Origin of the sequence: Clostridium sp. K13, assembly GCF_019734195.1 — a bacterium.
In the GTDB taxonomy this organism is placed as follows: domain Bacteria; phylum Bacillota; class Clostridia; order Clostridiales; family Clostridiaceae; genus Clostridium.
In genome coordinates, this window is sequence record NZ_JAASHM010000029.1 from 1 (window position 1) to 11,586 (window position 11,586).

At 25.9% G+C, this 11,586-nt stretch carries 12 protein-coding genes, 1 pseudogene and 1 riboswitch; of the genes and pseudogenes, 3 read left to right on the forward strand and 10 right to left on the reverse strand.

Annotation, left to right across the window (positions count from 1 at the left end; genetic code table 11):
• Positions 1-75 precede the first annotated feature (75 nt).
• The 3 genes and pseudogenes from HCG76_RS14005 to HCG76_RS14015 form a co-directional block, all read right to left on the reverse strand.
• Positions 76-1,206: pseudogene (locus HCG76_RS14005) on the reverse strand (HelD family protein); the annotation flags it as partial.
• A 267-nt stretch (positions 1,207-1,473) separates the two neighbouring features.
• Positions 1,474-2,829 (reverse strand): PFL family protein, encoded by a 1,356-nt coding sequence (locus tag HCG76_RS14010; protein WP_221701025.1) that lies wholly within the window; start codon positions 2,827-2,829, stop codon positions 1,474-1,476.
• A gap of 28 nt (positions 2,830-2,857) precedes the next feature.
• Complete coding sequence (locus tag HCG76_RS14015) at positions 2,858-3,127, reverse strand: ACT domain-containing protein (RefSeq protein WP_195990261.1); 270 nt, start codon at positions 3,125-3,127, stop codon at positions 2,858-2,860.
• Positions 3,128-3,335: 208 nt separating this feature from the next.
• Between HCG76_RS14015 and HCG76_RS14020 the strand changes: the two genes are divergently transcribed.
• Positions 3,336-3,491: a hypothetical protein gene (locus HCG76_RS14020; RefSeq protein ID WP_221701024.1), complete on the forward strand. Its 156-nt coding sequence runs from the start codon at positions 3,336-3,338 to the stop codon at positions 3,489-3,491.
• Positions 3,492-3,536: 45 nt separating this feature from the next.
• On the opposite strand, the gene HCG76_RS14025 is transcribed toward HCG76_RS14020, so the two are convergent.
• Entirely contained in the window at positions 3,537-4,751 is a 1,215-nt protein-coding gene (locus HCG76_RS14025; RefSeq protein ID WP_221701023.1) for a sensor histidine kinase, read from the reverse strand.
• 276 nt (positions 4,752-5,027) lie between these two features.
• Between HCG76_RS14025 and HCG76_RS14030 the strand changes: the two genes are divergently transcribed.
• On the forward strand, positions 5,028-5,609 hold the full coding sequence (locus tag HCG76_RS14030) for an accessory gene regulator B family protein (protein ID WP_221701022.1): 582 nt from the start codon (positions 5,028-5,030) through the stop codon (positions 5,607-5,609).
• Complete coding sequence (locus tag HCG76_RS14035; protein WP_221701021.1) at positions 5,587-5,727, forward strand: hypothetical protein; 141 nt, start codon at positions 5,587-5,589, stop codon at positions 5,725-5,727. Before HCG76_RS14030 ends, HCG76_RS14035 begins: the two co-directional genes overlap by 23 nt.
• A 74-nt stretch (positions 5,728-5,801) precedes the next feature.
• Here HCG76_RS14035 and HCG76_RS14040 read toward each other — a convergent pair whose 3' ends face one another.
• The 6 genes from HCG76_RS14040 to HCG76_RS14065 form a co-directional block, all read right to left on the reverse strand.
• Positions 5,802-7,070: a sensor histidine kinase gene (locus HCG76_RS14040; protein WP_221701020.1), complete on the reverse strand. Its 1,269-nt coding sequence runs from the start codon at positions 7,068-7,070 to the stop codon at positions 5,802-5,804.
• Positions 7,070-7,789 (reverse strand): LytR/AlgR family response regulator transcription factor, encoded by a 720-nt coding sequence (locus HCG76_RS14045; protein ID WP_221701019.1) that lies wholly within the window; start codon positions 7,787-7,789, stop codon positions 7,070-7,072. The genes HCG76_RS14040 and HCG76_RS14045 overlap by 1 nt, the downstream gene beginning before the upstream one ends.
• A gap of 237 nt (positions 7,790-8,026) precedes the next feature.
• A complete protein-coding gene (locus HCG76_RS14050; protein WP_221701018.1) occupies positions 8,027-8,482 on the reverse strand; it encodes an S-ribosylhomocysteine lyase in 456 nt (151 codons plus the stop codon).
• Positions 8,483-8,498: 16 nt separating this feature from the next.
• Positions 8,499-9,386 (reverse strand): methylenetetrahydrofolate reductase [NAD(P)H], encoded by an 888-nt coding sequence (metF, locus tag HCG76_RS14055; protein ID WP_221701017.1) that lies wholly within the window; start codon positions 9,384-9,386, stop codon positions 8,499-8,501.
• Between the two features lie 158 nt (positions 9,387-9,544).
• Positions 9,545-9,727, reverse strand: a riboswitch (SAM riboswitch).
• Positions 9,728-9,787: 60 nt separating this feature from the next.
• On the reverse strand, positions 9,788-10,741 hold the full coding sequence (locus tag HCG76_RS14060; protein ID WP_221701016.1) for an MraY family glycosyltransferase: 954 nt from the start codon (positions 10,739-10,741) through the stop codon (positions 9,788-9,790).
• Positions 10,742-10,936: 195 nt separating this feature from the next.
• Positions 10,937-11,584 (reverse strand): V-type ATP synthase subunit D, encoded by a 648-nt coding sequence (locus HCG76_RS14065; RefSeq protein ID WP_221701015.1) that lies wholly within the window; start codon positions 11,582-11,584, stop codon positions 10,937-10,939.
• Positions 11,585-11,586 lie beyond the last annotated feature (2 nt).

Genomic DNA, 11,586 nt, shown 5'->3' on the forward strand with positions numbered 1-11,586 from the left:
ATATATACTCAAAAAGGACACAGCACTGTGTCCTTTTAAATTTAATATATAATCAACCTTCATTTAAAACAGAGCCTTATTTATAGGATAACTTTGTAAATCTTTTAAGTATAATCTCATAATTTCTCTTTTAGAAAATAAAACATAACCTTCCATTAAAATATCATCTATTTCTAATGAACTACTTTCTAATAAAGCTATATATCTATCAATTATAGTCTTAAATATTAAATTTCCCTTTACCCTTGACGCATTTACAATTGATTGTTTTTCTCTATGATCTTCTATTTCTATAAGCTCCTTTAGCTTATCATCCTTAGTTTTTATTTTTCCTTTTAATTTAAGAGTTTTCATAACAAGTTCCTGAAATGTTGTTTGTTTTACATCATTTGATCCTAATGTAGGTAAAATATCAGAAATGTAATCTAGAAATAACTTATTAGGAGCTAATACTAATATATCTTTTCCATCCATAGATTCTCTGTATCTATATAAAAGATATGCTAATCTATGTAATGCAATTGTAGTTTTTCCTGATCCAGCTGATCCTTGAACTATTATTGGAAGGTTCTTAGGCCATCTTATAATATCATTTTGTTCCTTTTGGATAGTTGCAACTACTTCCTTAAGCTTTTTTCCTCTACTTTCTTCTAGATTTATTTTTAAAAACTCATCAACAAGTTCTGATCCCTCTTCACCATTAATAATAATTTCATTAGTACTTTCATCAAAAACCTTATCTAAGTGCTTATCACTAAATAAAAACTTTCTTTTTAGATTTAACTCACCTTCAACTACCCCCATTGGAGCCCTATAATAAGCTTCTCCTCCAGTCCCACTATAATAAAGATCTGCTACCGGTGCTCTCCAATCTACAACTATTTCTTCACCGTCTACTGTAGATGTTATTCCTTTTTTACCTATATAAATCTTTTCTTCAACTCCAAACTTTTCATTAAAATCTACCCTTCCAAAATAAGGATTTTTTAATGCTTCTTCATAATTTTCTATTTCTTTTTTTAGCAAGTTATATATCTTTTCAGTACTTTCTTTTTCTTGATTATAACTTCCTTTAGCTTCCTTAGTTAATACCTTTAACTTTTTAGCTATTTCTTCTTGGTATCTTTTTTTATCTTCGACTTCATTTAATATATCTTTACGCTTTTGTTCAAGAATTTCTTTTTCTAAAGCTAAATTTCCACTCATTAGTTTTTCCTCACGACCAATCTATTTTTTTGTATTATTTTATGCAACATTTAATAATAATCTACTGTTAGTAATTTGTACAGTTATAATTATTTATAGTATTGCCTAAATTGAACATTTTTATTTTATTTTTCCTAAGTTTATTATATATTTTTTCTATTTAACAATACAAATATTTAATTTTATATAATAAAATAGAGACTTGTCAAATATTATTTATTATTTTATAAATAATATTTGCTTATCTCTATTGTTATATTATTCTATTTAATTTTTAAATGAATGAATTGGTGCTGGTATTCTACCTCCACGTTGAATAAAATCAAATGAAGAATACTTATTTATAGGCATTACAGGTGCTGTACCTAAAAGCCCTCCAAATTCAACTAAATCTCCTACTTTACATCCTGGAGCTGGAATTATTCTTACTGCTGTAGTCTTGTTATTTATAACTCCAATTGCACTTTCATCAGCAATCATTGCTGATAATGTTTCTGCAGGTGTATCTCCTGGTACTGCAATCATATCTAATCCAACTGAGCAAATAGCTGTCATTGCTTCAAGCTTTTCTAGATTTAAAGAACCATTTAATACAGCATCTATCATTCCAGCATCTTCAGAAACTGGAATAAAAGCTCCACTTAAGCCCCCAACATGACTACAAGCCATTACTCCACCTTTTTTAACTGCATCATTTAAAAGAGCTAAAGCTGCAGTTGTTCCATGAGTCCCTACAACTTCAAGTCCCATAGCTTCTAAAATATGCGCAACTGAATCTCCAACTGCAGGTGTAGGTGCTAATGATAAATCTACTATTCCAAAAGGTGTATCCAATCTTTTAGCAGCTTCATGTGCTACTAATTGTCCTATTCTTGTAATTTTAAATGCAGTTTTCTTAATAGTTTCAGCAACTACATCAAAGCTTTCTCCTTTAACCTTCTCTATAGCTCTTTGTACTACTCCAGGTCCACTAACTCCTACATTTATAACTCTATCTGCTTCTCCAACTCCATGAAAAGCTCCAGCCATAAATGGATTATCCTCAACTGCATTAGCAAATACAACAAGTTTTGCACAGCCAAATCCTTTTTTATCTGCTGTTAATTCTGCTGTTCTTTTAATTACTTTTCCCATTTCCTTAACAGCATCCATATTAATACCACATCTAGTTGAACCAACATTTACAGAAGAACAAACCTTACTAGTTTTCGCTAAAGCTTCTGGTATTGAATTAATAAGAATTCTATCTCCTTTAGTATATCCTTTATGTACTAATGCTGAAAAACCACCTATAAAATCTATGCCTAATTCATGTGCAGCTTTATCTAATGTTTCTGCAAATTTCACATAATTAGTTTCATTTGTTGCTCCAGCTATTATTGAAATAGGTGTAACTGATACTCTTTTATTTACTATAGGTACTCCAAATTCATTTGCTATTTCATCTCCAACTTTAACTAAATCCTTAGCATAAGTAGTAATTTTATTATATATTTTTTCTCTTGCCTTATCTCCATCACTATCTATACAATCTAAAAGAGAGATTCCCATAGTTATAGTTCTAATATCTAACTTTTCTTCTTCTATCATTTTTATAGTTTCTAATATATTATTTGCATTCATAATTTTCCTCCATTAAAGACTTGATATTTTATACAGTATACATTGAGTTAAATATTTCTTCTCTTTGAATTTTAACTTCAACACCTAATTCTTTTCCTTTTAGCTCCAAAGTCTTTTTAATTTCCTCAAAATTATTAGTGCTTAATTTTAGGTCTAACATCATTATCATAGTAAAGAATTCATCCATTATTGTTTGATTAACATCTAAAATATTAATATTTAACTTCTGCAATTCACTACTTACTCCTGCTATTATCCCCACTTTATCTTTACCAATTACCGTTAAAATTGCTTTCATTTCTTAATTCCCCCTTTTTATTAACTGAACTTACACTCAGAAATTATATTTATTCTACTATTAACCCCCTCAATTGTCAATTTAATCCTTTTATATTTGTAATAGTTTTTTTATTATATGACAAAATATAATTAGGTGAATTTGTTGTTTAGTAATTTTCTAACTACATAATGATATACCTTTAAACATTGAAAGGAAGATGATTTTTATGAGTAATAATATTCATGTAAATACTCCAGCTGACTTAGCTAAAATAGGTAACTTCACAAAAAATGCTATTGAATCTTTTGAAAATTGTATTGTAAATGAACATAATTATTTAGAAAAAGTAGATAAAAATTTAAATAATAAAAATAATAAGTAAATAAAAAAAGTAGTATGAAAATACTATTTTATTTTTCATACTACTTTATATCTTAATAGTTATGTTAAAAACATCTGAATCTAAAGACATTATAACATTCCCTTTATATTTATTAATTATATTTTTTATATTATATAATCCGTATCCTCTTCCTTTTCCCTTAGTTGAAAATCTCACCTTAGAAATATCAGTCATCATTTCTTCTGTAAGATTAGTAATGCTATTTGAAACCTTTATTATATGCTTCTCTTCTCTAAATTCCGTAAAAATATTAATATGCTTTTTATCACTTTTACTTGCTGCTTCAATTGCATTATTTAATAAATTACTTAATACTACTGTAAGTTCACTATCATCTAATGGTATACATTCTAATTGGTTATTTATTTCATAACAACACTTTATCTCATTTTTTTCAGCTTGAGTTATTTTACTTAATAAAACAGCTTTAAGAATAATATTTTCAATATTTGATAAATTATGTAATAAATTTTTATTTTCGAATACATTTCCTATGTATTTTTTAGCTCTATCACGCAGCTCGTCCTCTTTGCAAACTTGTATCATGCAATATAATATGTTTAAATGATTTTTATACTCATGCTCACTTGCTTTCATTTCATCAATAAGATCTTGTATTAATGGATTAATACTTTCTTTCAATTCAGATTTTTTACTATTTCTATCCTTTTTATAAAGATCTATAAAATAAAATAAATTTATAACTATAATAGCTATAAATAGTACCCCACATTCTACTAAATTTAATCCTTCTATAGAGCTATTTTGAAATAACACTTTAAAAAATAAAAATACTATGATTATATTAATACAAACTATAAGAATAGAATTGTATTTTTCTATAAAATTATCTATTCTAACTTTTTTAAATTTAATAATTTTATGACTAAAATATATTGCTAAACTCATTGTTACCAAAAGAATTACCGCACATAACCAAGATGGTAAATCATTATGTCCAACTATTAAAATAGATATTACCATAACTATAAGTTCAGTAACAATTACTATAATACTTGAAATAATCAATTCAACTATATTAACTATAATACTTTTCTTATAAATTTGCCTTACTATAATTGTAGCTATTAAGAAAATAAAAATAAATGCTAATACTCTGTACTCCTTTAAAATCATAAATATAGTAGTTGCTATTATTCCCCCTACTATTGAATGAAAAATATATTTTTTTATATTACTTATTCCTTCAATAAATAGTATATGATATAGCATTAACATACTTGTAAATTCAAGAAATGTAAATATTTAAATCACCCCATATCCCCAACATATTTTATCATATTTTATCATATTTTTACATTTTCCAAAAGTATTTTTTACTTATTATTCATTATTAGAACATTACTGTTCATATTAAGAAAATATGTATCATTTCTTTCTTTCTATTCCTTTTTTCTTCTTTTTATGCTAATTTAAATGAAATTTGTGGTTTTAATAGAATTTAAGTGTAATTTATATTATAATTATTTATGTAATACTTAAGGAGGTATACTTTTGAGTAATCAATTTATAAAAAAACAATTAGATTTTATAGTTACAAATGTTGGATTAACTGATATTTATGAAATTGATAAAATAAGATATGGATTAGAAGTTTTTTATGGTGAGACCTCTAAAATAATAATTATGGTTTTAATTGCATTATTATTAGACAAGTTACCGGCATTTATATTGATGATAACTTTATTAATGCTAATAAGACCTTTTATTGGTGGAAGCCATGCCAAGACTTTTATTAGCTGTGTAGTTCAAAGTAATGTATCATTTATTGTAATATATTACTTAGCCTATATTCTACCTCCAATAAACATTATACTTCATTTAATGCTAATATTACTAAGTATTATAATTATCAGAAAATTCAATCCTGTTAATCCTCTTCGTAAAGTAATTAAAACACAATATAAAAAGATAAAATTTAAAAACATAGTTACTTTCACTTTATTAATTTGGTTTGTTTTTTCAAATTTATTACTATCAAATTACTATATTAATTGTGGTTTATTAATAATTTTATATATAATTTTAGATTTTTTAAAGGAGGTTTATAAAAATGAAAAAAAAATTAGCAGTTAAATTAGCTACTTTAATGTGTGCAGTTACAAGTGTAGGTGAAATAGCTACATTAGCAGCACCTAATAGTCTTTTATTATGGGGTGAACCAACTCCACCTATGAAAAAAGAAAATAAATAATAAATAGGAGATATATAATTAAAAATTTATTATATATCTCCTATTTAATTTTAAGTGTTTATTTCACTATACACTTATTTAACAAATAAAATTTTAATATTCATAATATCTTCTTCTAAAGATAATTGTATTTTTCCTCTATATTTATCTACTATATTTTTCACATTATATAATCCATAGCCTCTACCTTCGCCTTTAGTACTATATCCCATTTTAAAAATATTAGATAAATCTTCTCCTTTTAATCCTTCTGTCCTATTCTTTACATTTATTATATAATACCTATTATCCTCTTCTAGGATTACTTCTAACTCTTTTTTCTTTATCATACTAGTTGCTTCTATAGCATTATTTAATAAATTACTCAATATTACTGTAAGCTCTGAATTATCAAGAGAAATATCTTTAAAGTTACTTTTTATATTATATGTATATTGAACTCCTAACTTTTCTGCCCTTTGTCCTTTATTATAAAGCACAGCTTTAATTATAGTATTTTCTACATTTAATAACATTGAAAATTCTTCTGTATCATCTACTATATTTGATATATACTCTTGTAATTTTCCTTTCATTTCTTCTGGTGTTGTAACTTGTGCTATACTCCAAATAGTATTTAAATGATTTTTATATTCATGCTCATTAGCTTTAAGCTTACCCATTAAATCATTTATAAGTGGATTAAATGAAGTTTTAATTTCACTTTTTTTCTTTTCATTTAATGTTTTATATAAATAAACATAAAAATAACAGTTTACTCCTATAAGTATTAACCCTAATATTGTTATTGGAATAATAATCGTAGTACTCATTAACCTATTAGTCATTAATACCTTTATTAACAAAAAGAATACAAATAAGTTTAATATTATTATATTTATACTTTTATATTTAGAAAAAAAGGTTGAAAACCTTACCTTTTTTACAACTTTATTAGTACTTAATAAATAAATTAATATAGACATTATACATGTCACTAATATAAGATATGTTGTTGGACTTAAATCATCATTTCCCATTGTTACATACACTATAAAACTTATTACTAATTCAAAGCCTAGCATAAGTAAAGCACTGACTATAAATTCAATAAATGTTACTATTGTATCCTTTTTTTCATATTTACTTATTAACATAGAATTTAAAAATAATACCCCTATAAGAATTATCAGTGGATCAGTAGAATATATAGTTACAAATAATGAATATGTCAATGAAGTTATTATTGAAAGAATACCTATCTTAAAAATTCCTTGAAATATTCTATCATTTATTAAAATATTATATATTAAAAATATAGTTAAAATTTCTATAAACGAAATGCATATTCCTATTATGTCCATTATTCAATCCTCCTTAAAAATGCTTGTCTATATGTGTAGCTTAATAAAACCACATCATCACATCCCCTCAATTTAATATTCCATACTTTTTCATAGGTCTTTTCAATTTCAGTAACATACTTCATATTAATAGCAAATGATCTATGTGTTTGTATTATTTCATCATTATTTAAACTTTTTAAAACCTTAACTAAAGAAGTCCTTTTCACATTATATACTCCACTTATAGTATGAATATTGCAACATTTATTTATATACTCAATATAAATAATATCATTATGATATAATTTTACTGATATATTAGAGTCAAGATCTATAAATGAATAACATCCCTCTTTAATGTTCTTTAGTGGCGTTGAGTTTAAAAACACATCTACAATCTTTATGATATCCTTTTCCTTATAGGGTTTAACAATAAAGTCATAACAATGAATGTTTTTAAATGCTTCTATTATATGTACAAGCTCACCAGTTACAAATACTATTCCAGTTAAAGCATGATTTTCATATTTACGTATTTTTTTTGCTAAATCTAATCCTGAAGAGTCTTTCAACTGTATATCAATAAAAAATAAATGTATATCCTTTTCATCAATAATTTTTATTGCTTCATTTTTAGAAGCTGCCTCATATATCCTTACATCCACAAAATTTGATTTAATTATTGATGCTAATGCCTCTCTTTGAATTCTTTCATCCTCGACCAATAATATATTCATGCTTATCCTCCTAAAATATACATATAAATATATTATAGTACAATTTTAGATATTTTGCCACATTGTTAAATTATTATTGTATTTTATTTTACATTTTAATATATACCAATTAACTTTTATTAATTTTTTTATTAAAATAAAAAAAAATAAATAGACATATAATTTTACACACTTATTTGTCTATTTATTTTATTAATACTAAGTTACTTTTAATATACTTTTATTAAAAGCATTTATTTACTCACCATAAATATTTAAAGAAAAACCACTCTCTAATGCTTCTTTAGCATACTCTTTAGCACCAAACAATGATAAGTCTCTATAATTTCCACATTGTATATCATTAGCAGCAGGAATCTCTGTTGCTTTTAGAATTTCACTCAAAGCATTTTCTACAGCACTTTTAATTTCACTAGCATCTCTATCGCCAAAAATGCTTAAATAAAATCCTGTTCTACATCCCATTGGTGATAAATCAATTATTCCGTCTAAAGTATCTCTAAGTTTATATGCTAATAGATGTTCTAATCCATGCATTGCTGCAGTTCCAAAGGCTTCTTTATTAGGTTGTAAAAATCTAATATCAAATTTAGTTACATAATCCCCTTTAGGACCATTTAGCAAACAACATTTTCTTATATATGGTGCCTTTACCTTTCTATGATCTAATTCAAAACTCTCTACTTTATTCATTATTACCCTCCTAAATTTAAACAACTTTTCTATTATTAATTGAATTTATAATTGTATTTATATTATCATGTATTCTTCTTGCTACATATGGATTATTCATAGTATATAAATGAATTCCATCTACTCCACTAGAAACTAAATCTACTATTTGCTCAACTGCATATGCAATACCAGCTTCTCTTAATGCATCTTTATCATGTTCATATTTATTCATGATTTTAATAAACTTTTCAGGTATATGTGCTCCACACAAAGATGATATTCTTTCTATTTGATTCTTATTTACCACTGGCATAATCCCAGCTTGAATTGGTGATTTAATTCCTAATTTGTCTTTTTCTTCTAGCATATCATAAAAATAATTATTATCAAAAAATAGTTGAGAAATAAAATGAGTAGCACCCATTTCCTCTTTTAATTTCAAGTGCATCATATCTTCTTTTAAATCTCTTCCCCTAACATGCCCTTCTGGATAACATGCTCCAAGAATGTTAAAATCTCCTCTTTTCTTTATATGAGATATAAGCTCATATGCATAATTAAATTCACCCTTAGGATCTTGTCCAACTGGAATATCACCTCTTAAAGCTAATATATTTTCTATTCCATGACTCTTTAAATCATCTAATATAATATCTATTTCATCTTTAGTAGATGATATACATGTTAAATGTGCAACTGATTCTACTCCATACTTTTCTTTTACTAGCGAGGAGAGTTCTGTTGTTCTATTATTAGTTAAACTTCCACCTGCCCCATAAGTTACACTAATAAAGTCTGGTTTTAAATCATTTAATTCCTCTAAAGTTTTATAAACAGTGCTAATTGGTGATGTAACCTTCGGTGGAAATATTTCAAAAGAAAATACCAGTTCCTTGCTATTAAATAATTCATTAATTTTCATAAAAAAAGCCCCCTTTAAATTAGTTAGTAGTTTTTACTAACTACTAAATCCCCATATTAAATTTTTATTCTTTTTTATATTACTTATTCTTTTTTATAAAACAAAAAAACCTAAAGGATATTTCCTTTAGGTAAAAAAACACTTTGCCTATAAAAATACCCTTATCTATCAGCTTTAAGCTGTTGGAATTAGCACCACACATTAATTAATGGGTAATTAAATAATGGTTAATGGATAATTATAAATTTTATTTATTCTCCATTACCCATTCTTCATTTTCCATTAATGAAGTAGGTTGCTGGGTTTCAACGGGCCAGTCCCTCCACCACTCTTGATAAGATTTTATTAAATTATACAAAATTTTTCTTAATTTGTAAATACTTATTTGTTTTTTTCTTCCATTAAAACTTTATTAATAAAAGTAATAGTGAAATAACACTACATGTTAAACTTATTATACTTATAAATGTTACTATTTGGTTAGTATTAAGCCCCTTTGCTTGAAGCCTATAGTGAATTTGACTTCTATCTGCTTGATATATAGGTTTTCCCTCTGAAAATCTTTTAAATATTACAAATATATTATCAAATATAGGAACAGCTAAAGCTAATATTGGTATCATTAAACTTAATATAGTTGCTCCTTTAAATGCTCCATCTAAAGCTATAATACTTAAAATAAAACCTAAAAAATTAGCTCCTGAATCTCCCATAAATACTTTTGCCGGATATCTATTATAAAATAGAAATGCTAATACAACTCCTGCTGTTATTAATGAAAATAATAATGATGGAGGTTGCCCTAATATTATAGCCGTTACTGCAAAAGTCATTGCTGAAATAAAGGATAATCCTCCTGCTAGGCCATCCATTCCATCAGACCAATTTATTACAGTTGTTACACCAAAAATCCACGTTATAGTAAGTACAAACTGAACTATAGGTGATAAGGTTATGTATTTATCTGTAAAAGGATTTGTAAAACCTTCAAATGCAATTCCTGATTTAAATACTATTACTGCTGCTAAAAGTTGAACTATAAGTCTAGGAATAATACCAAATTCTTTTCCAATGCTTTTATAATAATCATCTACCACTCCAATTAAAAGAATCAATAATGCTCCAATGAATATTCCATACTTTTCATCAAAATTATAATTGTGAAAAGCAATAAAGTATGCTGTAAAAAATCCAATAAACATGGCAATTCCTCCACAAAGTGGAGTTGCTCCTTTATGAATTTTTCTTTTAGTTGGTTTATCAGTAAAATTATATTTAAAAGCTAATTTCATAAGTATTGGTGTCAAAATAAATACTGTTAAAAAAGCTATTATTGTCGCTAGTAAAAATTTCATTAACATTCTCCTTAAAACTTATCACAATATGCAATATTATGTATTCTATTAGCATTATACTATTAATTGAGTTTATTATCAAACATATAATAAATAATATTACATATGGAAAAATTTCAAACTTCGTCTATTAATACCTCATAAAAATAAGGAGCCGTTTTATAACAGCTCCTCTTTTATGTGATAATGTGTAAATTAAGCTTCTGCTCTTGAGTTAATCATATCCTTAACCTTCATTAATCTAGTAAGAGCTCCTCTTTCATTTTCATCAAGTTTCATTCTTATAAACTTAATAGTCTCTTCTAATTGAGGAATAGTCATGTATTCAAGGGCATTAACTCTTCTTCTTGTCTTTTCAATTTCATCAGCCATTAACTGAGTTGATTTTTCAACTTCAGCTAATTCAAGAAGTTTTGGAAGTATAGATTCAAGCTTTCCTATAGCATCGTCTAATTCAGAAGATGTATTTGCAAAACCATATGGATAAATGCTTCCTTCACTATCTTGTAATTGTCTGTGGAATTTCATTTGTGGAACATTAACACTCATTATGTTTTTTGTTCCTACTTCAACAGATACACTATCTTTAGGATAAGCAACTGCTTCTTCTAAGAATTCTGAACTCATTACAGCACTTGCCATAACGAAATCCTTAAATGAACCTTCAAGTTCAGATTCTACTGACTTTCTTAATTCATTATTATATTTAACAAGGTTAATGAATTGTCTCATTAATTCATCTTGCTTATCTTTAAGAAGCTTATGTCCTCTTGCTGCAGTAGTTAATCTCTTCTTCAGCTTAGATAGCTCCATTCTAGTAGGATTGACATTTAACTTTGCCATAT

Excerpts from the sequence above, each read along its gene's own strand:
- HCG76_RS14010 (WP_221701025.1), bottom strand. The coding sequence starts at position 2,829 with ATGAATGCAAATAATATATTAGAAACTATAAAAATGATAGAAGAAGAA.
- HCG76_RS14015 (WP_195990261.1), bottom strand. The coding sequence starts at position 3,127 with ATGAAAGCAATTTTAACGGTAATTGGTAAAGATAAAGTGGGGATAATA.
- HCG76_RS14020 (WP_221701024.1), top strand. The coding sequence starts at position 3,336 with ATGAGTAATAATATTCATGTAAATACTCCAGCTGACTTAGCTAAAATA.
- HCG76_RS14025 (WP_221701023.1), bottom strand. The coding sequence starts at position 4,751 with ATGTTAATGCTATATCATATACTATTTATTGAAGGAATAAGTAATATA.
- HCG76_RS14035 (WP_221701021.1), top strand. The coding sequence starts at position 5,587 with ATGAAAAAAAAATTAGCAGTTAAATTAGCTACTTTAATGTGTGCAGTT.
- HCG76_RS14040 (WP_221701020.1), bottom strand. The coding sequence starts at position 7,070 with ATGGACATAATAGGAATATGCATTTCGTTTATAGAAATTTTAACTATA.
- HCG76_RS14045 (WP_221701019.1), bottom strand. The coding sequence starts at position 7,789 with ATGAATATATTATTGGTCGAGGATGAAAGAATTCAAAGAGAGGCATTA.
- HCG76_RS14050 (WP_221701018.1), bottom strand. The coding sequence starts at position 8,482 with ATGAATAAAGTAGAGAGTTTTGAATTAGATCATAGAAAGGTAAAGGCA.
- metF (WP_221701017.1), bottom strand. The coding sequence starts at position 9,386 with ATGAAAATTAATGAATTATTTAATAGCAAGGAACTGGTATTTTCTTTT.
- HCG76_RS14060 (WP_221701016.1), bottom strand. The coding sequence starts at position 10,741 with ATGAAATTTTTACTAGCGACAATAATAGCTTTTTTAACAGTATTTATT.
- HCG76_RS14065 (WP_221701015.1), bottom strand. The coding sequence starts at position 11,584 with ATGGCAAAGTTAAATGTCAATCCTACTAGAATGGAGCTATCTAAGCTG.